The 23,507-nt window shown below is 68.7% G+C and carries 21 protein-coding genes; 7 read left to right on the forward strand and 14 right to left on the reverse strand.

Translation table 11 applies throughout. The annotated features are described in order from the left end of the window. Positions 1-8: 8 nt before the first annotated feature. Positions 9-1,052, reverse strand: coding sequence for a dihydroorotase (pyrC, locus tag NVS83_RS15135; RefSeq protein WP_258740059.1), 1,044 nt, complete (start codon positions 1,050-1,052; stop codon positions 9-11). Between the two features lie 246 nt (positions 1,053-1,298). Between pyrC and NVS83_RS15140 the strand changes: the two genes are divergently transcribed. After that, the gene (locus NVS83_RS15140) at positions 1,299-2,195 is read left to right on the forward strand and encodes a helix-turn-helix domain-containing protein (protein WP_258733731.1); all 897 of its coding nucleotides are present in this window, start codon (positions 1,299-1,301) and stop codon (positions 2,193-2,195) included. 38 nt (positions 2,196-2,233) lie between these two features. Here the strand turns inward: NVS83_RS15140 and NVS83_RS15145 are convergent, their stop codons facing one another. From NVS83_RS15145 to NVS83_RS15155, 3 genes are read right to left on the reverse strand one after another with little or no spacing between them, the layout of a single operon-like run. Next, complete coding sequence (locus NVS83_RS15145) at positions 2,234-3,223, reverse strand: NADPH:quinone oxidoreductase family protein (protein ID WP_258740060.1); 990 nt, start codon at positions 3,221-3,223, stop codon at positions 2,234-2,236. A 44-nt stretch (positions 3,224-3,267) separates the two neighbouring features. Continuing rightward, positions 3,268-3,696: a PaaI family thioesterase gene (locus NVS83_RS15150; protein WP_258740061.1), complete on the reverse strand. Its 429-nt coding sequence runs from the start codon at positions 3,694-3,696 to the stop codon at positions 3,268-3,270. A gap of 4 nt (positions 3,697-3,700) precedes the next feature. Next, positions 3,701-5,416 (reverse strand): class I adenylate-forming enzyme family protein, encoded by a 1,716-nt coding sequence (locus NVS83_RS15155; RefSeq protein WP_258740062.1) that lies wholly within the window; start codon positions 5,414-5,416, stop codon positions 3,701-3,703. 466 nt (positions 5,417-5,882) lie between these two features. Here NVS83_RS15155 and NVS83_RS15160 point away from each other — a divergent pair, with 466 nt between their 5' ends. From NVS83_RS15160 to NVS83_RS15170, 3 genes are read left to right on the forward strand one after another with little or no spacing between them, the layout of a single operon-like run. Continuing rightward, complete coding sequence (locus NVS83_RS15160) at positions 5,883-7,937, forward strand: tripartite tricarboxylate transporter permease (protein ID WP_258733735.1); 2,055 nt, start codon at positions 5,883-5,885, stop codon at positions 7,935-7,937. Between the two features lie 50 nt (positions 7,938-7,987). Beyond that, positions 7,988-8,977 carry an ABC transporter substrate-binding protein gene (locus tag NVS83_RS15165; protein WP_258740063.1) on the forward strand — a complete coding sequence of 330 codons (990 nt, stop codon included), beginning with the start codon at positions 7,988-7,990 and terminating at the stop codon, positions 8,975-8,977. Between the two features lie 5 nt (positions 8,978-8,982). Next, a complete protein-coding gene (locus tag NVS83_RS15170; RefSeq protein ID WP_258740125.1) occupies positions 8,983-9,576 on the forward strand; it encodes a UbiX family flavin prenyltransferase in 594 nt (197 codons plus the stop codon). Between the two features lie 31 nt (positions 9,577-9,607). Here the strand turns inward: NVS83_RS15170 and NVS83_RS15175 are convergent, their stop codons facing one another. Further along, positions 9,608-10,360 (reverse strand): hypothetical protein, encoded by a 753-nt coding sequence (locus tag NVS83_RS15175; protein ID WP_258740064.1) that lies wholly within the window; start codon positions 10,358-10,360, stop codon positions 9,608-9,610. Positions 10,361-10,489: 129 nt separating this feature from the next. Then, positions 10,490-10,801, reverse strand: coding sequence for a hypothetical protein (locus NVS83_RS15180; protein ID WP_258740065.1), 312 nt, complete (start codon positions 10,799-10,801; stop codon positions 10,490-10,492). A gap of 541 nt (positions 10,802-11,342) precedes the next feature. Between NVS83_RS15180 and NVS83_RS15185 the strand changes: the two genes are divergently transcribed. From NVS83_RS15185 to rimO, 3 genes are all read left to right on the forward strand, one after another. After that, positions 11,343-11,912 carry a hypothetical protein gene (locus tag NVS83_RS15185; protein WP_258740066.1) on the forward strand — a complete coding sequence of 190 codons (570 nt, stop codon included), beginning with the start codon at positions 11,343-11,345 and terminating at the stop codon, positions 11,910-11,912. 136 nt (positions 11,913-12,048) lie between these two features. Then, positions 12,049-12,378, forward strand: coding sequence for a heme-degrading protein HmuQ (hmuQ, locus tag NVS83_RS15190; RefSeq protein ID WP_258733740.1), 330 nt, complete (start codon positions 12,049-12,051; stop codon positions 12,376-12,378). A gap of 169 nt (positions 12,379-12,547) precedes the next feature. After that, positions 12,548-13,924 (forward strand): 30S ribosomal protein S12 methylthiotransferase RimO, encoded by a 1,377-nt coding sequence (rimO, locus tag NVS83_RS15195; RefSeq protein WP_258740067.1) that lies wholly within the window; start codon positions 12,548-12,550, stop codon positions 13,922-13,924. A 95-nt stretch (positions 13,925-14,019) separates the two neighbouring features. On the opposite strand, the gene NVS83_RS15200 is transcribed toward rimO, so the two are convergent. From NVS83_RS15200 to NVS83_RS15235, 8 genes are all read right to left on the reverse strand, one after another. Further along, complete coding sequence (locus tag NVS83_RS15200; protein ID WP_258740068.1) at positions 14,020-15,249, reverse strand: ArgE/DapE family deacylase; 1,230 nt, start codon at positions 15,247-15,249, stop codon at positions 14,020-14,022. Further along, positions 15,246-16,526 (reverse strand): allantoate amidohydrolase, encoded by a 1,281-nt coding sequence (locus NVS83_RS15205; protein WP_258740069.1) that lies wholly within the window; start codon positions 16,524-16,526, stop codon positions 15,246-15,248. Before NVS83_RS15205 ends, NVS83_RS15200 begins: the two co-directional genes overlap by 4 nt. A 251-nt stretch (positions 16,527-16,777) precedes the next feature. After that, positions 16,778-17,866: a BMP family ABC transporter substrate-binding protein gene (locus NVS83_RS15210; protein WP_258733744.1), complete on the reverse strand. Its 1,089-nt coding sequence runs from the start codon at positions 17,864-17,866 to the stop codon at positions 16,778-16,780. Positions 17,867-17,977: 111 nt separating this feature from the next. Further along, positions 17,978-18,901, reverse strand: coding sequence for an ABC transporter permease (locus tag NVS83_RS15215; protein ID WP_258740070.1), 924 nt, complete (start codon positions 18,899-18,901; stop codon positions 17,978-17,980). Continuing rightward, the gene (locus NVS83_RS15220; RefSeq protein WP_258740071.1) at positions 18,894-19,970 is read right to left on the reverse strand and encodes an ABC transporter permease; all 1,077 of its coding nucleotides are present in this window, start codon (positions 19,968-19,970) and stop codon (positions 18,894-18,896) included. The genes NVS83_RS15215 and NVS83_RS15220 overlap by 8 nt, the downstream gene beginning before the upstream one ends. After that, positions 19,960-21,513 carry an ABC transporter ATP-binding protein gene (locus NVS83_RS15225; RefSeq protein ID WP_258740072.1) on the reverse strand — a complete coding sequence of 518 codons (1,554 nt, stop codon included), beginning with the start codon at positions 21,511-21,513 and terminating at the stop codon, positions 19,960-19,962. The genes NVS83_RS15220 and NVS83_RS15225 overlap by 11 nt, the downstream gene beginning before the upstream one ends. Positions 21,514-21,732: 219 nt before the next feature. Then, positions 21,733-22,710 (reverse strand): quinone oxidoreductase family protein, encoded by a 978-nt coding sequence (locus tag NVS83_RS15230; RefSeq protein WP_258740073.1) that lies wholly within the window; start codon positions 22,708-22,710, stop codon positions 21,733-21,735. A 31-nt stretch (positions 22,711-22,741) separates the two neighbouring features. Further along, entirely contained in the window at positions 22,742-23,479 is a 738-nt protein-coding gene (locus tag NVS83_RS15235) for a CDP-alcohol phosphatidyltransferase family protein (RefSeq protein WP_258733749.1), read from the reverse strand. Positions 23,480-23,507: the final 28 nt, after the last annotated feature.

Below are 23,507 nucleotides of genomic sequence, written 5' to 3' on the forward strand. Positions count from 1 at the left end.
GCGGAAGCTCAGCCGACCACGCGCCAGGGAATGGTCTCGCCGCCGCGATAGCACAGGGCGCGCTCCTCCGGCCCCTCGACCAGGATCTCCTCGGGCGCCGTCCACGGCTCGCGCTTCAGCGTGATGGTCGCCTCGTTCGGCGCCAGCCCGTAATGACGCGGGCCGTTCAGCGAGGCGAAGGCCTCGAGCTTGTCGAGGCTGCCCTCCTCGTCGAACACCTGGGCGTAGGTCTCGATGGCGACGGGCGCGTTGTAGACGCCGGCCGCGCCGACCACGGCGAGCTTCTTCGCCATCGCATGCGGCGCCGAATCCGTGCCGAGGAAGAAGCAGGCGTCGCCCGAAGTCGCGGCCTCGCGCAGGGCCAGCCGGTCGCTCTCCCGCTTGATGACCGGCATGCAGTACATGTAGGGCCGGTTGCCGGCGCCGAGCCAGTCGGTGCGATTGAGCTGCAGATGATAGGGCGTGATGGTGCCGCCGAGCTGCGGCGCGGCGGAGCGCACGAAGTCGACCGCGATGCTGGTGGAGAGATGCTCCAGCACGATCTTCAGACCGGGGAAGCTCGTCAGCATCGGCGCCAGGCGCCGCTCGATGAACACCGCCTCGCGGTCGAACACGTCGACCTCGGGCAGCACCTCCTCGCCATGGATCAGCAGCATCATGCCGATCTTCTCCATGCGCTCCAGAACCGGAACGATGCGGGCGAAGTCGGTCACGCCGGCGGCGGAATTGGTGGTGGCGTTCGCCGGGTAGAGCTTCACGCCGGTCAGGACGCCGTCGCGAAAGCCGCGCTCGATGTCGTCGGGATCGGTGTCGTCGGTGAGATAGGCCGTCATCAGCGGGGTGAAGCCCGCCCCTTCCGGCAGCGACGAAAGGATGCGCCCGCGATAGGCCTGCGCGTCGGCGACGGTGCGCACCGGCGGGATCAGATTGGGCATCATGATCGCACGGCCGAAATGGGCGGCGGTGTAAGGCAGGCTGGCGCGCATCATCTCGTTGTCGCGCACGTGCAGGTGCCAGTCGTCGGGCTTGCGGATGGTGATTGTGTCGGACATCGCCTCGGCCTTGCGGGGGTCCGTGCCACGGCGGCGGCGCCGCTACGAACCTCGATCCATAAGGCAACTACACATCAAGCCCGTTCACAAATCAACCTTGAATACCGTTTTTTGAACAAAATGCGATAACGTGCCAGATATAGGTCATTATGCTCGATATCGGTTCAATTGGCGCTGCTTGACCAATTGACCGCCCCGATGGAGAAAGATGACGTAATGGTGGACACAGCGCCCGCGGGGGGAAGTTTGACGTTCCGATATGACGAGATCGGCAATCGGCTGAAAGCCTTTCGCCTCGGCTCCGGCCTGAGCGCCGACGAGATCGCCAAGCGCATCGGCGTCTCGCGCACCGCGCTGTACCGCCTCGAAAAGGGCGAGCTGGTGAAGCTGGAGACGCTGGAGAAGCTCTCGGAGCTGCTCGGCGTCTCGGTGCCCACCCTGCTCGGGGTCGGCATCGAGTACATATCGTCGGCGGTCAGCTATTTCGAGCGCCTGCGCCAGATCGAGGAGCGGGCCGAGCACATCATCGTGCTGGCGGGGCCGATCTCGTTCCTGCTCGCCACCGACCGCTTCCAGGACTCGCTGGAGCGCGTGCTGATCGAGAGCATCGGCGACGACGTGCCCGACCGCGAGCGTGCGATGGAAGACGTGCGCAAGGTCATGGAGATCCTGCGCGAGCGCAAACGCACCTATCTCGAGCGCATGCCGAACATCGTCAACCTCATCTCGGCGATGGACATCGAGCGCTTCCTGCGCAACGGCTTCACCGGCCGCACCTTCCTGCCCGAGGAGGTGCTGGCGCAGCGCCGCGCCCTCGCCCGCGCCGAGGTCGAGCACTTCGCCAGCGTGATCGAGGAGGAATCGATGGGCATCCAGATCGGCCTCGTCACCGCGACGCTGCCGCATACCGGGTTCCAGATCTTCCGCCAGGACAATCAGAAGACGCTGACCATCAGCCCGTTCCGCCTCGGCGAGCAGCCCAATGTGCGCGTCGGCGTGGCGATGATCACCTCCGCCCCGGAAGCGCTGGCGCTGCACGAGCGCACGGTGCGGGAGATGTGGCGCACGGCGCTGAAGGGCGCGGCCGCGGCGCGCTATCTGCGCGACCTGCTCGCCAACACCGCGCCCGCCGGCGGGCGCTAGGCGCCCATCCGGCCCGGCCGGACCAGGCGCGGGCGCGCTCAGTCCTGCAGCAGGACCAGCCGTCCCTTGGCGGTGCGGTCGCGGATGCTGGCCAGCGCCTCGGCGAAGCGGTCGAGGGTGAAGGTGGTCGCCGGCTGCGGGCGCACCTGCCCGGTCTCGTAGAAGTGGAAGACCTCCGCGAAGCACTCGGCGACCAGCTCAGGCCGGCGCTTGCGGTAGTCGCTGATCTGCAGGCCGGTGATCTCGATGTTCTTCAAAAGGATGTAGTTGACCCGGATCTCCGGGATTCGGCCGGCCGCGAAACCGATCACCACCAGGCGGCCGCACCAGGCGAGCGCGCGCACGGCGGCGTCGAAACAGTCGCCGCCCAGCGGGTCGAGGATGATGTCGGCGCCCCGGCCCTCGGTCAGCTCGTGGATCCGCGCGCGCAGCGAATTGCGCAGATCCGGCATGGAAAGGTCCACGATGCCGTCGACGCCGATCTGCGCCAGCGCGCCCTCGCGCCCGGGGCCGGAAATGCCGGCGATCACGCGCGCGCCCATCGCCTTGGCAAGCTGCACCGCCGCGAAGCCGACCCCGCCGGCCGCGCCCATGACGAACACCACGTCGCCCGGCTTGATCCGCCCGCGCTCGCGCAGCGCGAACCAGGCGGTGTCGTAGACCAGCGACATCGAGGCCGCCTCGAGGAAGGTCATCGCCTCCGGCAGCCGGTAGCACTGCTCCTGCCGCACCGCGACCATCTCGCCATAGCCGTCCTGCTCGGCCATGGCGAGCACGCGGTCGCCGACCCGCAGGTCGCTCACGCCCTCGCCGAGCGCGATCACCTCGCCTGCCGGCCCCTTCCCGGGCGTGAACGGGCGCGGCGGCAGGAACTGGTACTTGCCGCCGATCACCAGTATGTCGACGAAGTTGACGGCGGTCGCGCGGATGCGGACCAGCACCTCGCCCGGCCCGGCCGTCGGCGCCGCCACCTCTTCGATCGCCGGCGTATCGACATCGCCGAACTCGCGTACCCTGACGGCCTTCATGTGCAAAGCTTCCTCGCTGCGGGTGGCGGCGCGCCGGCGCCGGCTCAGGTGGTGCTGAAGGTGCCGCGGCCGACGGCGTAGATCATGCCGGTCTCGTCGGCGACCTCGATATCGGCACGGGCGATGGTGCGCCCGAGCTTCAGCACCCGTGCCGTGGCGGTCAGCTCGACGCCGGGCACCGGGCGCAGATAGTCGACGCGCAGGTCGATCGTCGGCGCGATGCGCCCGATCTGCACAGCGACGGCGGCATGGCCGGCGAGGTCGATCAGGCCGGCGACCACCCCGCCGTGATAATAGTCCGTCTGCACCGAGAAGCTGAATTCCGGCCGGTAGGCGACGCCAATCCGTACCGTGCCGGTCTCAGCGTCGTAGGAGCGGGCATAGGGGCGCAGGAAGGCGTGGTGGTAGGGCGGCGCGGCCATTTCGTGGCGCAGCCGCTCCATCCCGTTCTCGGGACCGGGACCGCTCGTCATGCCCTCAATCGCCCTGCGCCGGCGAGGCCGCCATGGCGGGCGTGCCGCCCTCTCCCGTCGAGCCCGTCGCCGGCTTGCTCTGCCAGCGCACCGAGACCGGCCCGAGCGTGCCCGCGCGCACGCGGTCGATGATGTCGCGCTTGAGGATCTTGCCGCTCGCCGTCAGCGGAATGTCGTCGAGCAGCAGGAAGTATTCGGGCATGTCGAACTTGGAGAGGCCCTCGGCGTCGAGGTGCTCCAGCATCTGCGCCCCGGTCACCGTGCGGCCCGCGATCGGCATCACCGCGAGGCAGACCCTCTCGCCCAGCCGCTCGTCGGCCACCGGCACGGCGGCGACGCGCTCGACGTCGCGGTGGCGCATGGCGAGCGCCTCGATGCGGGCCGGATAGATGTTGTGGCCGCCGCGGATGATGACGTCCTTCTTGCGGCCGCTGATGCGCAGATAGCCGGCCTCGTCCATCCAGCCGAGGTCGCCGGTCATGAACCAGCCCTGGGCGTTGAAGGAGCCTTCGGTGGCGCTCTGGTCGTCGAAATAGCCCAGCATCAGGCTGGCGCCGCGGCTGCCGATCTGCCCGACCGTGCCGGCCGGCACCTCGATTTCGGGATTCTCGGTCGACCAGATGCGCACCTCGAAACCGCGGCAGGCGCGGCCGGAGCTGCTGACGATGAGCTCGGGATCGTCGTCCGGCAGCGTGTAGTGGTGCGAGCCGGCCTCGGTCATGCCGTAGCCGCTCTGCGGCACCACGCCGTGCTGCAGCAGGCGCGCGACGACGTCGCGCGGGGCCGCCGCGCCGGAAATGCGGAAGCCCTTCAGCTTGCCGACCTCCGACCAGCCCCGCGCCTCGAGCTCGCGCAGCAGGTCGATGGCGTGGGTCGGCACGCCGAACATGAAGGTCGTGCCGGTCTCGACGATCCGCTCGGCGATGCTGGCGCGCGCCGGCAGGTCGTGCACCACCAGCTCCGCCCCGACCAGAAGCGCGGCGATCATGGCGCCGAAGCCGAGATTGTGGCTGAGCGGGCTCAGCGTATAGATGACGGAGTGCCGGTCGATCGACCAGTCGGCGACGATGGCGCGCGCATTGGCGAGCAGCGTGTTCGCCGAATGCATCACCCCCTTCGGCCTGCCCGTCGTGCCGGAGGTGAAGGCGAGATAGAGCACCGCATTCGCGTCCTGTGCCACCGGCAGGTCGTCGCCCCCACCGGTCTCGATCGCCGGGAACAGGCGCTCGCCGGCCTCCCCGGCGCGGCGCGGCGGCAGCGCGTGGACGCGGCGCACGCCGGTGCATCCTTCCAGGGTCTTGAGGAAGTCGTGCCGGTCGCCATCCGCGCCGTAGCCGCGCTCGGTGATCACCGCCGCCGCGTGCATCCGCTCGACCAGCTCGATGATCTCGGCGACCGTGTGGTTGCGGTGCAGGGACGGGCAGCAGACATAGCCGTTGCGCGAGCAGGCCAGCAGGGCGACCATGGTCTCGATCCGGCTCGGCATCCACACCGCGACGCGCTGGCCCGGGGCGACGCCCGCCGCCGCCAGATCCGCCGCCAGCCGGTCGGCCGCCTCCACCAGTTCTCCATAGCTGACCACGCCCGAGGAATTGCGTCCGGCCGGAGCATCGGGCGTGCGCTGCGCGTGGCCGAGCGCCAGCGCATACACCGTCTCGTCGCACCACAGGCCCGACGCATAGTGCGCGGCGAGCTGTGGTTTGCTCAGGGTCGTCAGCATCGTGTTTGTCATATGGAAACCTGCATAGCGGCTCGGGATGCGCCGCCGGGCCATCCCTGCCGCAGCGGCGGGACGGCGATGTCAGCACCTTCGCGGCGGAAGCTAACGCAGGTCGTGTTCCAAAATCAACCCAAGTGCCGTTTTTTTAACAGTCGGCGCGATCGTACGATTTCCCTGCCAAGTTCCCAGTTACGGCGGCATCGGCGACGCCAGGGCGGGGGCGCTAAGCGTGGGAAACCAATGGTCTACTAACGTAGCGAAACATTTTTGGCCCGAAGTAGCAAAATTTGCACATTGTCATTTTTTCGGTTGAAAGCTGCGATTTTGTGCCGGAAGATCGACCGAATGGCGGATTGAAACGACCGCCTCCATGACACGCGGAGATGCAAGCCGCGGACCTTCCAAAATCGGGTCGCCGCCCGGGAGGCGGCTACAAGCGCCACGAGGGGGAATTGTGGACGGATCGATGATCGACGCGGCAGGCCAGGCCCTGCTGATCCTGATGGACGTCCATCGGCTCATGTTCCTGGGCCTGGGCGTGCTGCTCGGCATCGTCGTGGGCATTCTGCCGGGCATCGGCGGGCTGGCGGGCACCGCGCTGCTGCTGCCCTTCACGGTCGGCATGGACACCTACACCGCCTTCGCCTTCCTGCTCGGGCTCGGCGCTACCACGGCGACCGGCGATCCCATTCCGGCGATCATGTTCGGCGTGCCGGGCGGCGCGGGCTCGGCCGCCACCGTGCTCGACGGCCTGCCGATGGCCAAGCGCGGCGAGGCCGGGCGAGCGCTGAGCGCGGCCTATATGTCGTCCATGCTGGGCGGCCTGTTCGGCGCCGTGCTGATGGGCTTCACCCTACCCCTGCTGCAACCGATCGTGCTCTATGTCGGCTCGCCCGAACTGCTGGCCTTCGCCGTGTTCGGCATTTCGGCCGTCGCCGTACTGTCCGGCAAGGCGCCGCTGCGCGGCCTCGTCGCCGCCTGCCTCGGTGTGATGCTGGCGATGATCGGCGCCGACCCGCAGACCGGCACGCTGCGCTGGACGCTCGGCAGCTTCTACCTGTGGGACGGCCTGCCGCTGATGCCGCTGATCCTCGGCCTGTTCGCGCTGCCCGAGCTGTGCGACCTGCTGATCGCGCGCACCTCGATCTCGCCGACGGCGCGCTACAGCATCGCCACCGGCATGCTGCAGGGCGCGCGCGACTGCTTCCGCAACTGGTGGCTGGTGCTGCGCTGCAGCTGGATCGGCGCCGGCTTCGGCATCATTCCCGGCATCGGCGGCTCGGTGATCGACTGGCTCGCCTATGGTCACGCCCTGCGCACCGAGAAGGATGCCGCCAAGACCTTCGGCAAGGGCGACGTGCGCGGCGTCATCGCTTCGGAAAGCTCGAACAACGCCAAGGAAGGCGGCGCCCTCATCCCGACCATCGCCTTCGGCGTGCCGGGAAGCGCGGGCATGGCGGTGCTGCTCGGCGCGTTCCTGTTCCACGGGCTGGTGCCCGGGCCGGACATGCTGACCAAGCACCTCCAGCTCTCCTATTCGATGGTGTGGTCGATCGCGATCGCCAACGTGCTGGGCGCAGGCATCTGCTACCTGTTCAGCGGCCATTTCGCCCGGCTCGCCACCCTGCGCTACACGCTGATCCTGCCGTCCGTGCTCGGCATCATCTATATCGGCGCGTTCGAGGGCTCGCGAAGCTGGGGCGACCTGTACGCGCTGCTGCTGCTCGGCATTTTCGGCTGGGTCATGAAGCAGCTCAACTGGCCGCGCGCGCCGCTCATCCTCGGCTTCGTGCTTGGCGACACGATCGAGCGCTACCTGTTCATATCGGTCGAGCGCTACGGCGTGGACTGGTTCACCCGGCCACTGGTGATCCTTCTGTTCGCCCTCGCCTTCTACGGGCTGATGCGCCCGCTGGTGCAGGACATCCGCGCGCTGGGCGGCATACGGGGCGTCACCTCGCGGTTTTCCCCGCGCCCGCACTTCCATGCCAGCGACCTGTTCACGGTGGCGCTGATCGCGCTGTTCGCGGTGATGCTCTGGCAGGCCTCGGGCTGGCGTCAGAACGCGATGATCGTGCCGGCGACGGTGGGCGGCATCGCGCTCGTCCTCGCGACCATCAGCCTGCTCAACCGGATGTTCCTGCCGCCGGTGCCGGCCGGGCTCGACGCGGAAGGCTCGGCGCGCCACGAGGTCGGAGACCGGATCCACATGGATCTCGAATCCGACACCGGCCACCTGCCGCGCCGCACCGTGCTGCTGCGCGCGTCGGTGTTCTTCGGCTGGCTGCTCGGCTTCATGGTCTCGATGGCCCTGATCGGCCTGATCCCGACCGTGCCGATCTTCGTCGTCGCCTTCATGCGGCTGGAAGGGCGCGAGCCGTGGAAGCTGGTGCTGCCGCAGGCGATCATCCTGACGCTCTTCATCTACGTGCTGTTCGACCAGATCATCCACATCCCGTGGCCGGAGACGGTGCTGGGCCAGATGTTCCCGGCGCTCCGCCCGTTCTTCCCCTCCATGTGACGCCTCGCTCACGCACCGCACCCGCGGCTCTCCCAGCGCAAGGAACCCCCATGTCCGTCAAGATTCCGCTGACCCTGGCCTGTGGCGACTACGAGATCGTGCGCCCCCTGAAGGAGGGCGTCGTCAAGCCGGACGGCATCGACCTCACCGTGCTGACCTCGATGGATTCGACGACGCGGCACTGGCGCTTCCTGCGCAATGGCGACTTCGACATGGCCGAGACCTCCGCCTCGTCCTATGTGGTGGCGCGCGACTACGGCTACGAGCTCAACGCCCTGCCGGTGTTCCTGCACCGGCGCTTCCGCCACGGCTTCGTCTACATCAACACCTCGAAGGGCATCACCAAGCCGAGCGACCTGATCGGCAGGAAGGTCGGCATCAAGTCGTTCCTGGTCACTGCCGGCCACTGGATGCGCGGCATCCTCGAGCATGAATACGGCGTGCCGCACAAGTCGATCGACTGGTATGCCGAGCTCGACGAGGACGTCGACTTCGTGCCCCCGCCCGGGCTTCGGCTGAACCGGCTGCCGCACGACAAGTCGGTGGAGACGATGCTGGCGGAAGGCGAGATCGACGCGCTCATCCATTCCAGCCTGATCAAGCCGATCGTCAACAAGGACCCGCGCGTCGGCCGCCTGTTCCCGGACTACAAGGCCGAGGAGCAGGCGTATTATAAGAAGACGGGAATCTTCCCGATCATGCATGTGCTCGGCATCAAGAACGAGGTGCTGGCGCAGCATCCGTGGGTGGCGATCAACATGTTCCACGCGTTCAACGAGGCCAAGGCGATCGCCATGAAGCGGATGGAGAACCCGCGCCTCGTGCCCCTCGCCTGGTATCGCGAGGCGTGGGAGGAGCAGGAGGAGGTTCTCGGCAAGGACCCGTGGGAATACGGCCTCACCGGGAAGAACCGCCACACGCTGGAGACGCTCGCCGGCTATTCGCACGAGCAGGGGCTCACCCGCCGCCCGATGCCGCTCGACGAGCTGTTCGTCGACCTGTCGCAGGGCCGCAAGCGCGGCGACGAGTTCCGCATTTGAGCGACATCCCGGCGTCGGCGGGCGCGCCCGGCCCGCGGCGGCTGATCGTCGGCATCAGCGGCGCGTCGGGCGCGATCTATGGCGTGAGCGCGCTGGAGATGCTGCGCGGACTTGGCATCGAGACCCATCTCGTGATGACCCGCTCGGCGCAGATCACGCTGGCGCACGAGACCCGGCTGAAGGTGGCCGAGGTGCAGGCGCTCGCCAGCGTCACCTACAAGGCCGACGACATCGGCGCCGCCATCTCCAGCGGCTCGTTCCGCACCATGGGCATGCTGGTGGCGCCGTGCTCGATCCGCAGCCTGTCGGAGATCGCCACCGGCGTGACCAGCGGCCTGCTCACCCGCGCCGCCGACGTGGTGCTGAAGGAGCGCCGCCGGCTGGTGCTGATGGTGCGCGAGACGCCGCTGCATCTCGGCCATCTGCGCAGCATGGCGCAAGCGACCGAGATGGGCGCCATCGTCATGCCGCCCGTGCCCGCCTTCTACGCACGCCCGCAGTCGATCGACGAGATGGTCCGCCACAGCGTCGGCCGGGCACTCGACCTGTTCGGGCTCGACAGCGGCACGGTCTGCCGCTGGGGCGAGAAGACGCCCTAGACGCCCGAACCGCCGCCCCACGGCGGCAGACCTACCCGCCGTTGAGGTTCATGCCGGGAAAGCTCCAGTTCGGGGCCGACCAGCCCGGAGCCGTCCATTGCGGCTTGGCCGGCGCCGTAGAGGCCGCTGGCGCGGAGGAGGATGACGAGGCGGCGGGCGCGCCCTGCTCCGCCTCCGCCGGAGCGGTCGGCGGTGTCGGTACGGCCCGCGCTTCGCGCTGCCTCATGAAGTCGGACGTCCTGTTGAGGATGATCGCCTCGACCGCCGGATGGGTCGGCAGCTGCGCATGGGCCACGAACTTCGCCCCCGATGCCCAGGCATCGATGTTGAGCGCGCCGCGCACATTGGGAAAGCCGGGGCCGTGAATGTTGATGCAGCGCGCCACCGGGCAGGAGGGCGGCGCCGGGGCGGCATCTATGGTAATGACCAGGGGCGCCGGCTGGCCGGAGGCGACGAGCTTGCGCGCATAGCGCAGGGCCGTGTCGCCGCCCATCGAATGGCCGATGATGATGTCCGGCACGATCCCCCTGGTCTTGTTCATGAGGTGGGTATCGGTCCGGGTGCGAAAGCCCTGCTGGCGCAGCGGCCGCGCCAGGGCCGAGACGCCGACATAGTCGGTCTCGACATAGACGCCCAGCCCGTCGAGCAACAGCACCAGCGGCGGCTGCGCCGCGGCAACGGGCTGATCCTGCGCTTCGGCCGGGGCGGGAGACCACACGGTGAGAGCCGGCAGCACCGCCAGAAACGAGGCCAGCAGGAAGAAAAAACGCTCGATTACCCTCACCGTGCCGCCAATGCCTCGACCTCTACCCGACGGAAGACTTCTTCCGAAGCCAACCGCACGGCCAAGGCAATCTCAAGGCAGCTTTCCCGCGCGCGCCCGAGCCGGGCGCACGCGCTCGCGTTGGCGGATTCAGGCCGCGCTGCGCCAGCTCGGATGGTCCGGCAGGAGCCCGCAGGCCACCGACCAGGTCTCGAAGGCGACCCAGGCCTCCGTCTTCTGCTCGGGCGTGCGCGCCGATTCCATCTGCGCCAGCAGCATCTCGGCGAAATGGCCGAGCCGGTCGTGGCGCAGCGAGCGGATCAGGGCGATCGCGCCGTCCAGCGAGCTGATCTCGAGAACCTCGCTGCCGACATGCACGGTCAGGGCACGAATGCGGGGCGTGGCCGGCGCCACGGGGGCGTGCGGGCCTGCGCTTTGGGTGGGCGTGTAGCTGATGGTCATGGCGCGGAATCTCCTTGTGGCATTTGGCGCTGCCGGTGTTCCGTCCGTCCGGTGTGCCGCTTTGCGGACCGAAATGACACTGTCAACAAAATCGATAGCTGACTTTAGCACTTTACACGACGGCCATGACAATTCGGCCACACCTTTTGGTGAAATCCACCGAGACTTTTTGCCATGAAGAATATGGCGCATCGTACATGGAATGTGGCATTCCAGCGACTTGGCGCGGACCCCGCGACCCGCCCATAATATTACTGGTGGCATACCACCACTTTACGCAACGGCGGAATGATTTCATGGCCACCAAATCAGGACACCCTCGCGACCTTGGCCGCGGATGCTGAACATTATCAGATCGATCGCGCGCGGTGGGAAAAATAGACATATATACTACATCATGATTTTCGATTATTTCGCCATTGCGAAGCGTCATCGACTTTTCATGCTGCTATGCAGCGTCTAATACCTATTGCCTTATAGTTGATACTTCATGTTACGTTGCGACCGGGCGGCAGAAAGACCGCCCTGAGGAGGAAACGTCATGAACATCCGTATCCAGATTGCCGCGGTCGCAGCGGCGATGACCCTTGTGGGCGTCGCCCCCAGCTTCGCGCAGGACGAGGCAGCCCACGTCAAGCCGGTGACCGCCTATGTGCAGAAGAACGTCCAGCCCTGGCTGAGCGACCCGGTGATCATCGCGGCGATCGTCGAGTCCAACAAGAAGCATGCCCGGCTCATGCAGACCGACATCACCGACCTCGACAACAAGTGGAAGGCCAAGGACCAGGCGCTCATGGACAGCACCATGAAGAACGACGCCGCGGCCTTCCTGGTCGAGAAGAAGAACGCCTCGGGCGGCGTCATCACCGAGGCCTTCGTCATGGACAACCGCGGCCTCAACGTCGCGCAGACCGACGGCACCTCGGACATGTGGCAGGCGGACGAGGCCAAGTGGCAGAAGTCCTACGGCGCGGGTCCGGACGCGATCTTCGTCGACGCGGTCGAGGAAGACGGCGGCAAGCACATCGCCCAGGTCAGCATGACCATCTCCGACAAGGACCAGGCTGTCGGTGCCATCACGATCGGCATCGACGTCGACAAGCTGAAGTAATCCGGCGTTCGGTTGTCTCTCCCGGATGTCCGCGGGGCGGCTTCGGCCGCCCCTTTTTTTGCCCGAACGAAGCATCGACCGGGGCCGGCGCTTCGGGTAAGTCTGGCGGGCCGGGCCAAGCCAAGGAGATCGCGCGATGTTTCTCGCCATGAACCGCTTCAAGGTAAAGAAGGGCGCCGAAGCGGATTTCGAAACCGTCTGGCGCGAGCGTGACAGCCAGCTCACCAGCGTGCCCGGCTTCGTCACTTTCAGCCTGCTGCGCGGCCCCGACCGCGAGGACCACACGCTCTACGCGTCCCACACGATCTGGCGCTCCAAGGCCGATTTCGAGGCCTGGACCCGTTCCGAGGCGTTCCGCGCCGCGCACCGCAACGCCGGCGGCAACAAGCCGCTCTATCTCGGCCACCCCGAGGTCGAGCTGTTCGAGAGTGTCATCGAGCTCTCGATGAGCGACAAGGCGGCCTGAGGCCCCTTACCGACCCGGCATTGCGGGACCGGTGCGGATCCCCGGCTGGCATGGATGACGGCGGGCGCGATCGTCGACGCGGGCCCGCCGGGCGCGCCCTCGTGAGTTGACGAGCGCGCCCGGCTCCATTAACCGCTCGCGATCCTTATAAAGCCGGGCCGAACCGAACATGGCGAATATCGCGTCCTCCGACGCCCTCAACGACGCACGCGGCGGCGACGCACCGCGCATTTCCTTCGTCTCGCTCGGATGTCCCAAGGCGCTCGTCGATTCCGAGCGCATCGTCACCAGCCTGCGCTCGGAGGGCTATGAGCTCTCGCGCCGGCACGAGGGCGCCGACCTCGTCATCGTCAACACCTGCGGCTTCCTCGACAGCGCCAAGGCGGAAAGCCTCGCCGCCATCGGCGAGGCGCTGAAGGAGAACGGCAAGGTCATCGTCACCGGCTGCATGGGCGCCGAGCCGGAGCAGATCCGCGCCGCCCATCCCGGCGTGCTCGCCGTCACCGGGCCGCAGCAATATGAAAGCGTGCTCGCCGCCGTCCATCAGGCGGTGCCGCCGCGGCACGATCCGTTCCTCGACCTAGTGCCGCCGCAGGGCATCAAGCTCACGCCGCGGCACTACGCTTATCTCAAGATTTCAGAAGGTTGCAGCAATCGGTGCACCTTCTGCATCATCCCCAAGCTGCGCGGCGACCTCGTCAGCCGGCCGGCCGGCGACGTGCTGCGCGAGGCGGAGAAGCTGGTGGCGGCCGGGGTGAAGGAGCTCCTCGTCATCTCGCAGGACACCTCCGCCTACGGCATCGACACCCGCTACGCGCCGAGCCTGTGGAAGGACGGGAACGGCGACGCGCGCGAGGTGCGCACGCGCTTCCTCGACCTCGCCCGCGAGCTCGGCACGCTCGGGGCCTGGGTGCGCCTGCACTATGTCTACCCCTATCCCCATGTCGACGAGGTGATCGGCCTGATGGCGGACGGGGTGGTGCTGCCCTATCTCGACATCCCGTTCCAGCACGCCTCGCCCAGCGTGCTGAAGCGCATGAAGCGCCCCGCCGCGCAGGAGAAGACGCTGGCGCGCATACAGGCCTGGCGCGCCGCCTGCCCCGACCTCACCCTGCGCTCGACCTTCATCGTCGGCTTCCCCGGCGAGACCGAGGCCGAGTTCCAGGAGCTGATCGACTTCCTCGACGAGGCTGAGCTCGACCGTGTGGGCTGCTTCAAATACGAGCCGGTCGCCGGCGCTCCAGCCAACGAACTCGGCGCGGCCGTGCCGGAAGAGGTGAAGCAGGAGCGCTGGGACCGCTTCATGAGCGCGCAGCAGAAGATCAGCGCGCGCCGGCTCCGCCGCAAGGTCGGCACGCGCCAGCAGGTGATCATCGATTCGGTCGGCCCGACGGTCGCGGTCGGCCGCTCCAAGGCCGACGCGCCGGAGATCGACGGCGTCGTCCATGTCGCCTCGCGCCGACCGCTCAGGGTCGGCGAGATCGCCACCGTGAAGATCGAGCGGGCGGACGCCTACGACCTGCACGGCACGGCCGTCGGTTTCTAGAGCGCCCTCGCGCGACGCGCCTTACGCGTCGCGCGTCTAATTCCCGGAGCGACCGGCCGAAGGCCCGGCCGGCGGGCCGCCGTTCGCTGGCATCGCTACTCCGCCGGCGTGAGCAGGTCGCGCAGCGTGCCCTCGATCACCTTCGTCGCCGCCGCGAGGTCGGAAATGCGCACATGCTCGTCGGCGGCATGGGCGTTGGCCTCGAGGATGGAGCGCGGCCCGGCGCCGTAGAGCACGGTCGGGATGCCGGCCGCCGTGTAGTGGCGCGCGTCGGTGTAGAGCGGCACCGCCGTGGCGGGCGGCACCTCGCCGAGCACCTCGGCGGCGTGCTTCTGGATCGTCTCGACCAGCTTCTCGGTCCCCGGCACGGTGCGCAGCGGCTCGGCGAGGATGATGCGGCGGCACTCGACCTCGATGCCCGCCCGCCCCTCGGCTGCGGCCTCGATCAGCGCGGCGAGCTCCGCCTCCACCGTCTCGCCGTCTTCCTCCGGCGTCAGGCGGCGGTCGATCCGCATGGCGATGCGGTCCGGCACCACATTGGTGTTGATGCCGCCCGAGATCAGCCCGACCGTGATCTTCGGCGAGCCGATGCCCGGCGTGGTGCTGGTGATGCCGTAGAGCCGGCGGCGCTCGGCATAGATGGCGTCGAGGATGCCGGTCGCCGCCTCCAGCGCGTCGGCCCCGGTCTCGGGCATGGCGGCATGGGCCTGGCGCCCGTGCACGATGACCTCGAGATGCAGGCAGCCATTATGGGCGATCACCACCGCATAGGAGAAGCCGGCCGAGATGGCATAGTCGGGCTTGGTCAGCTCGTGCTCAAGCAGCCATTTCGGCCCGAGGAAGCCGCCGGCCTCCTCGTCATAGGTGAGATGCAGCTCGACCGTGCCGTCGAGCCCTTCCGGGCGCTGCTTGAGCGCCAGCAGGGCGAAGGCATAGGTGGCGAAGTCCGACTTGGAGACCGCCGCGCCGCGCCCGTAGATCGCCCCGCCCTTCTCCTCGGCGCCGTAGGGGTCGAAGGTCCAGCCCTCGCCCGGCGGCACCACGTCGCCATGGGCGTTGAGGGCGATGGTCGGCCCCTCGCCGCTGCCGAAGCGCTCGCGGATGAGCAGGTTGACCACCGACTTCATGCCGTAGGTCTTCACGAAGGGCTCGGGCACCGCATGGTGCTCGACGGCGAACCCCAGCTCCTCGAGCAGCCGGCCGGCGATCTCGGCATGCGGCGCGCAGTCGCCCGGCGGGTTGTCGCTCGGCACGCGCACGAGGGCCTTGAGGAACTCGACCTCGCGGGCCAGGAGCTGCGCGCTGTCGTCGTCGGAAAGGGTCACGTCTCTGCTCCGCTGGTGTCGTTTTCCAGATGCGGAAGTTGGAAGCGCTCGATGAACCGCACCAGAGCCGCCACCGCAAGTCCCATGTCCTGCGGCGAGGCGAATTCCGCCGGATTGTGGCTTATCCCGCCCCGGCAGCGCACGAACAGCATGCCGATCGGGCAGAGCTTGGACATCGCCTGCCCGTCATGCCCCGCACCCGAGGGCATGGCGACGGCGCGATGGTCGACATCGGTAATGGCACGGCGCAGGCGAAGCTGCAGGTCCTGATAGCAGGGCACGGTCGCCACCTCGTGGAAGGCCGAGATGACGACGCCGAGCTGGCGCTGACCGGCGATACGGTGCGCCTCGCGCTCGAAGCGGGTCAGCGCGTCGCGCCGGGAGGTGTCCGAACCCGAGCGCAGGTCGACGGTGAACACCACCCGCGAGGGGATGACGTTGATCGAGCCGGGATCGATGTGCATCCGGCCGACCGTGGCGACCATGCCGTGTTTGTCCGCCCGCGCGATGCGCTCGACCGCCAGCGCCATCTCGGCGGCGCCGAGCAGCGCGTCGTGGCGCATGCGCATGGGCACGGTGCCCGCATGGCCCGCCTCGCCCGTCACCGTCACCGACAGCCGGGACGCGCCGGCGATGGCGGTGACGACGCCCAGCGGCTCGCCTTCCGCCTCCAGCACCGGCCCCTGCTCGATATGCGCCTCGACATAGGCGATCACCTTGTCGGGGTCGTAGGCCGCGGCGGGAATGTCCTCCGGGTCCTTGCCATAGGCGACGAGCGCCTCGCGGTAGCTGACGCCGTCGGCGTCCACCATGGCGAGGTTGGCCGGCGAGAAGATGCCCGCCACCGCGCCGGAGGCCGAAAGCGTAGTGGGAAAGCGCGTGCCCTCCTCGTCGCCGAAGGCCAGCACGTCGACGCCGTAGGGCCGCGGCAGGCCAAGCCGCGTGATCGCCTGCATGGCGAGGATGGCGAGGACCACGCCCATGCTGCCGTCATACTTGCCGGCGTCGGCGACGGTGTCGATGTGCGAGCCGATCAGCAGGCGCGGCGCGTCGGGGCCGGCGGGGTGCCAGTGGCCGCGCACCGTGCCGAGCGCGTCCTCGCTGACCTCGAGCCCGGCCTCGCGCATCCAGCGGCCGACCAGATCGGCCGCGCGGCGATGCTCGGGGGTGAGGAAGAAACGGGTGAGATTGTCGGGCGACTGCGAGATCGCGCCGAGTTCTTCGATCATGCTCGCCGCGCGCTCACCCAGCGCGGCGATGTCCAGCGGGATGCTCATGGTGTCGGTGCGGCGCCTCCGGGCGGGGCCTGCCCGCGATCCGCGCAGCGCCGCCCGGCTGCGCAATCGCACAGGAACGGCCCTTTGGCAACGCGCCCGGCGGACCGCCCGATCCGGCGGCGGCGTGCGGCGCGCCGCCGGAAGTGCCGCAGAGCCGGGCACGGAGCGAACGCCGGCCAGGCCCGGAGCCTGTGCCGGCGGGCCCGGATCGCCTGCCGCCGGGCTCGCGCCGTCGGCTGTCGGCCGTCGGGCTACTTGCCCGGCACCGTGTCGTCGATGCCCTTCACGTACCAGTTCAGCGAGAGGATGTCCTTGTCGGGCAGCACCTCGCCCTCCTTCACCACCAGCTCGCCGGCCTGGTTGTAGATCGGGCCCTGGAAGGGGTTCAGCTCGCCCGACTTGATCTTGGCCTCGGTATCCTCGGCCATCTTCTTCACGTCGTCGGGCATGTTGGTGTAGGGCGCCATCTGCACCTCGCCGTCCTTCAGGCCGGCCCAGGTGTCGGTCGACTTCCAGGTGCCGTCCATCACCTCCTTGACACGCTCGATGTAGTAGGGCGCCCAGTTGTCGACGATCGAGGTGAGCTGGGCGTGCGGGCCGAAGCTGATCATGTCGGAGGACTGGCCGAATGCCTTCACACCGCGCGCCTCCGCAACCTGCATGGCGGCCGGGCTGTCGGTGTGCTGGGCGATGATGTCCGCACCCTGATCGATCAGCGCCTTGGCCGCGTCGGCCTCCTTGGCCGGGTCGAACCAGGAGTTCACCCAGACGATCTTGATCTTGATGTCCGGGTTGATCGACTGCGCGCCGAGCATCATCGAATCGATGCCCGAGATCACTTCCGGGATCGGGAACGAGGCGATGTAGCCGATGGTGCCGGACTTCGACATCTTGGCCGCGATCTGGCCGATGATGTAGCGGCCCTCGTGGAACTTGGCGTTGTAGGTCGCCATGTTCTTGGCCTGCTTGTAGCCGGTGGCGTGCTCGAAGAAGGTCTTGGGATGGCGCTTGGCGACCTTCAGCGTCGGCTCCATGTAGCCGAACGAGGTCGTGAAGATGATGTCGTTGCCGGCGCGGGCGAGCTGCTCGATCACGCGTTCCGCGTCGGGGCCTTCCGGCACGTTCTCGACATAGGTGGTCTCGACCTTGTCGCCGAACTCCTTCTCCACCGCCTTGCGGCCCTGGTCGTGCTGGTACGACCAGCCGAAATCGCCGACCGGACCGATATAGATCCAGGCCGCCTTGACCTTCTTGTCGGCCGCGTGCGCCTGCACGCCACCCATGCCGGCGAGGGCGAGCCCCGCGGCCAGTGCCAGCGCCGTCGACAGGATCTTCCGCATGGACGTCTCCGTTCCCATCCTTCACGACCGCTGGAGAACCGCCTCCGCGCGGCCGTGACCGCGGAGGCTGGGCCGCGCCGTGCGGCCGGATTGAACGGCTCCGGCGCCGCCTCAGCGGTCCGGAACGAACGGCACGCCGAGCGAGGCGGGCGCGCCCTGCCCGCGCTTCAGCGCCGATATCACCACAAGTGCGGCGATCGTCGCCAGATAGGGCAGCGAGGAAAGAAGCTGCGAGGGAATGCCGAGCCCGAAGCCCTGCACGTGGAGCTGCAGGATCGAGACCGCGCCGAACAGATAGGCACCGCCGAGCAGCCACAGCGGGCGCCAGGCCGAGAACACCACCAGCGCCAGCGCGATCCAGCCGCGCCCGGCGGTCATGTCGCTGGCCCAGAACGGCGTGTAGGCGAGCGAGAGCTGAGCCCCCGCCAGCCCCGCGCAGGCACCGCCGAACATCACCGCAAGCGTACGAATCTTGCGCACCGGATGGCCCAGCGCATGGGCCGCCACATGGCTTTCGCCGACCGCGCGCAGCACCAGCCCGGCCCGTGTGCGGGCGAGCCCGTAGGCGACGATGGCGAGGAGCGCGATCGAGGCATAGGCGAAGGCGTCCTGCCCGAACAGCACCGGCCCGACGATCGGCAGGTCGCTGAGCACCGGAATGTGCAGGGCGGGCGCGGCGGTGAGCGTGGTGCCGACGAAGGGCGAGCCGATGAGGCCGGCAAGGCCGAGGCCGAGAATGGTGGTGGCGAGGCCCGAGGCGACCTGGTTCGCCGCCAGCCATATCGCGAGGCCGGCGAAGACGAGGGAGAGCAGCGTGCCCGCCAGCATGGCCGCGATGGTGCCGAGGATCAGGCTGCCGGAGCCGTAGGCGGCGGCGTAGCCCACCGCGGCGCCGACGATCATCATGCCCTCGACGCCGAGATTGAGCGTGCCCGCCCGCTCGGCTACCAGCTCGCCTATCGAGGCCAGCAGCAGCGTGGTGGCGGCGGCGACGATGCTCGCGAGCACGGCGCCGATGATGGCGGCATCAAGCATGGCTCGTCCCCTCCACGCGCCGGATGCGGTAGCGCACCAGCACGTCCGCCGCGAGGATCGCGATCAGCAGCGTTCCCTGGAACACGCGGGTGACGTCGAACGGCATGCGCATGGTGATCTGCGCCGCCTCGCCGCCGATATAGGTCAGCGCCAGCACCAGGCTGGCGACGAGGATGCCCACCGGGTGCAGCCGGCCGAGCATCGCCGCGATGATGGCGGTGAAGCCGTAGCCCGGCGAGATCGAGGGCTGGAGATTGCCGATCGGCCCCGCCACCTCGATGATGCCGGCGAGCCCGGCGAGCCCGCCCGAGACCGCGAACACGCCATAGGTGACGCGCCGCTCGTCGAAGCCGGCGAAGGCGGCCGCGCGCGGGGCCGAGCCGCCGAGCTCGATCGAGAAGCCGATCAGCGTGCGCCCGAGCACGAAGGTCGCCGCGATCACCACCACCACGGCGATGATGATGCCCGCATGCAGGCGCCCCTCGTCGGACAGCAGCGGCATGATGGCGTTGTCGTCGAAGGTCACGCTCTGCGGGAAGTTGAACCCCTGCGGGTCCTTCCACGGGCCGCGGACGAGGTAGTCGAGCCCGAGCTGGGCGACATAGACCAGCATCAGCGAGGTCAGGATCTCGCTGGAGCCGAAGCGCACGCGCAGGAAGGCCGGGATCAGACCCCACAGCGCGCCGCCGACCATGCCCAGCGCCAGCATGGCGGGAAGTACCCAAGGGCCGGCGTCGGTGCCGTGGGTGGCGAGGGCGAGCCAGGAGCCGAGCACGGCGCCAGCCACGTACTGTCCCTCGGCGCCGATGTTCCAGCGGTTGGCGCGGTAGCAGAAGGCGAGGCCGACGCCGATCAGCATCAGCGGGCACGCCTTCACCACCAGCTCCTGCTGCGTGTAGGGATCGAGCAGCGGCTCGATGAAATAGACGCTGAAGGCGCGCAGCGGGTCCTGCCCGAGCGCGGCGAACATCACCGCGCCGACGACCAGGGTGAACACCAGCGCCACTAGCGGCGCCGCGACCAGCCCGATCGCGGGCACGTTCTCCTGCCGTTCCAGCCTAAGCGGCATGGACGCCCTCCCCGCCATCCTCGGCACCGCCCATGGCAAGGCCGATCGCCTCGCGCGAGGTCTCCGCGACCGGAACCGGCACGGTGAGCCGCCCCTCGCACATCACCGCGATGCGGTCGGTGAATTCCAGCAGCTCGTCGAGATCCTGGCTGATCACCAGCACAGCACAGCCCTCGGCCGCCTTCTCGCGCAGCGTGTTGCGGATGAAGGCCGCGGCCGCGGCGTCGACGCCCCAGGTCGGCTGGTCGACGATGATGAGCACGGGATCGCGCAGCACCTCGCGGCCGATGACGAATTTCTGCAGATTGCCGCCCGACAGGCGCCGCGCCTTGGGGTCGCGTCCGCCGAAGCGCACGTCGAAGCGCTTCACGATCTCCTGGAAACGCGCGTTCAGCACCGAATGGCGCACCACGCCGAGCTTGACGATGGCGCCGTCGCTATGGGTGGTCAGCAGCACGTTATCGGAGAGCCGCATGTCGGGCGCGGCGGCGTGGCCGAGCCGCTCCTCCGGCACGAAGCCGGCGCGCAGCGCCCGCCGCTCGGTCGGGCCGAGCCCGCCGGCCGGCACGCGGTCGATGACGATGGATTCCTGGTCGTCCGCCAGCTTCTCGCCGGACAGCGCCTCGAACAGCGTGGTCTGGCCGTTGCCCGCCACGCCGGCGATGCCGACGATCTCGCCGGCGCGGATCTCCAGATTGACGTCGCGCAGCGCCGAGCCGCGCGAGCCGTCGCCGGGAATGTTGAGGTTGCGGATCAGCAGGCGCGGCTCGCCGAGCTCGTGCTCCAGCACGCGTGGCAGGCGGGGCACCTCGGCGCCGACCATGAGGCGGGCGAGGCTGCCCGCCGTCTCCGCCTTCGGGTCCACCTCGGCGATGAAGCGGCCGCCGCGCAGCACGGTGGCGCGGTGGCACAGGCGCCGCACCTCGTCGAGCTTGTGCGAGATGAACAGCACCGCCCGGCCCTCGTCGGTCAGCAGGTCGACGGTGCGGAACAGGTTTTCCGATTCGTCCGGCGTCAGCACCGAGGTCGGCTCGTCGAGGATGAGCACGCGCGGGTCGCCGAGCAGGCAGCGCACGATCTCCACGCGCTGGCGCTCGCCCACCGAGAGCTCGCCCACACGTCGCCAGGGCTCGACCGCGAGCCCATAGCGGTGCACGCAGTCGTCGATGCGCGCGGCGAGCGCGGCGAGCGGCTCGTGCCCCGGCAGGCCGAGCGCGACGTTCTCCACCACCGTGAGCGCATCGAACAGCGCGAAATGCTGGAACACCACGCCCACGCCCCTGGCGCGGGAGGAAGCCGGGTCGGGGAAGACGATCGGCTCGCCGTCATAGAGCAACTCGCCCGAGTCGGGCTGCAGCAGCCCGCACATCATCTTCACCAGGGTCGACTTGCCGGCGCCGTTCTCGCCGAGCAGTGCGTGCGTCTCGCCGGCCCGGATGGCGAGGCTGACATGGTCGTTGGCGACGAGCGCGCCGAAGCGCTTGGTCAGGGCAACGGCTTCGAGGAGCGAGGCGGGCAGCGCATTCGGCGGATTTTCCGTCATGCGCCGCCCTTCGCGACGGCGCGGCCCGGCACGTCAGCGGGCCGGCATGCGGCGGACGGCGCATGCTGGCGTAAGCGGGGCTCGGGCTGGGTCTCGCGTTTCATTCGCTCTTTGAATACCGGCGATCCTCTCCGCAGCATGGCATGCTCCCCCCCGTGGGCAAGCCTAAAGTCTGGTCCGTCCGGTCCGAAAACTGACGCGTTTCGCGCCAGTCCGCGGTCAGGGCAAAAGCACCGTGGAACCCGTGGTCTGGCGCGATTCGAGGTCGCGATGGGCCTCGGCGGCGTCCTTCAGCTTGTAGCGCTGATTGACCGGAATCTTGACGGCACCCGAGGCGACGACGGCCATCAGGTCCGCCGCATTGGCCTCCAGCGCCTCGCGCGTGGCGACATGGGTGAAGAGCGTCGGGCGCGTCGCATAGAGCGAGCCCTTCTGCGACAGGGAGAGCAGCGAGAAGTTCTGGATCGGCCCCGACGCGTTGCCGAAGCTGGCGAACAGCCCGCGCGGGCGGATGCAGTCGAGCGAGGCGGGATAGGTCGCCTGCCCCACCCCGTCATAGACCACGTCGCACAGCGCGCCCTCGGTGATCTCCTTCACCCGGGCGGCGAAGTCCTCCTCGCGGTAGTTGATCACATAGGCGGCGCCCGCCTCCCGGGCCATCTCGCACTTCTCCGGCGAGCCGGCGGTGCCGATCACGGTGGCGCCGAGATGGTGGCCCCACTGGCACAGCAGCAGCCCGACGCCGCCCGCCGCCGCGTGCACCAAGATCGTGTCGCCCGCCTTCACCGGATAGGTCTGGCGCAGCAGGTAGCGCGCGGTCATGCCCTTCAGCATCATCGCCGCCGCCGTCTCGTCGGAAATCGCGTCGGGCAGCTTCACCAGCAGGGCGGCCGGCATCACGCGCTCGGTGCAGTAGGCGCCGAGCGAGGAGCCATAGGCGACGCGGTCGCCGCGCCTCAGGCCCGTGACGCCCTCGCCCACCGCCTCGACCACGCCCGCCGCCTCGTTGCCGGGAATGAGCGGCAGGCCGTTGGGCGCGGGGTACAGCCCGCTGCGGAAATAGGTGTCGATGAAGTTCAGGCCGATCGCCGTGTGCCGCAGCTTCACCTCGCCCGGGCCGGGCTCGCCGACGGTGATGTCCTCGTAGGTCAGGACGTCCGGGCCGCCCAGTTCATGGATGCGTATTGCTGCTGGCATGATGCGCACTCTTTCGGTCGGCTTTGGGAAATCAGTCGTCGTGACCCATCCGCAGGCGGCGCCACGGGATGAGGCCGAAGAGGAGGAAATAGACCGCGCACACGCACAGGCCGGCGACGATCCAGCCCGGCGGGCGCAGCCCGTCGATCACGGCGGCGGCGGCCAGCACGGCCCACAGCGCCAGCAGCGCGATGGTGAGCAGGCGCAGGCGCACCACCCGGAACGGGTGCACGAACTTGATCGGCAGGAAGGTGGCGACCGACAGCAGCGCGACGGTTCCGCCCACCACCCAGCTGTTGAGCGGCAGCAGGAAGAAATAGAACACGACGAGGTTCCAGACCGCCGGGAACCCCTGGAAATACAGGTCGTCGGTCTTCATCGCGGTGTCGGCGAAATAGAGCGCGCTGGTGAGCAGGATCGCCGCGCTCGCCGGTACCGCCATCCAGAACGGCATCAGCCCGCCTGTCGCCACCGCGAAGGCCGGCACCAGCACATAGGTCAGGTAGTCGACCACGAGGTCGAGCGTCTCGCCGGACCAGCGCGGCAGCACCTCGCCGACCCGCGCGCGCCGCGCCATGGTGCCGTCGACGCCGTCGACGAACAGCGCCGCGCCGAGCCAAGCGAACATCAGCGCCCAATGCCCCTCGACCGCCGCCATCAGCGCCATCAGGCCGCAGACGGCGCCCGAGGCGGTGAACAGATGGACCGCGAACGCCAGCGCATGCCGACGGGTCGGACGCTCGCCGAGCGACTTGGTCGTAACCGCCACCGATTTTCCTCCCGCAGCCGCAGGAACG

The sequence above is a fragment of the Ancylobacter mangrovi genome, assembly GCF_024752335.1.
GTDB lineage: Bacteria > Pseudomonadota > Alphaproteobacteria > Rhizobiales > Xanthobacteraceae > Ancylobacter > Ancylobacter mangrovi.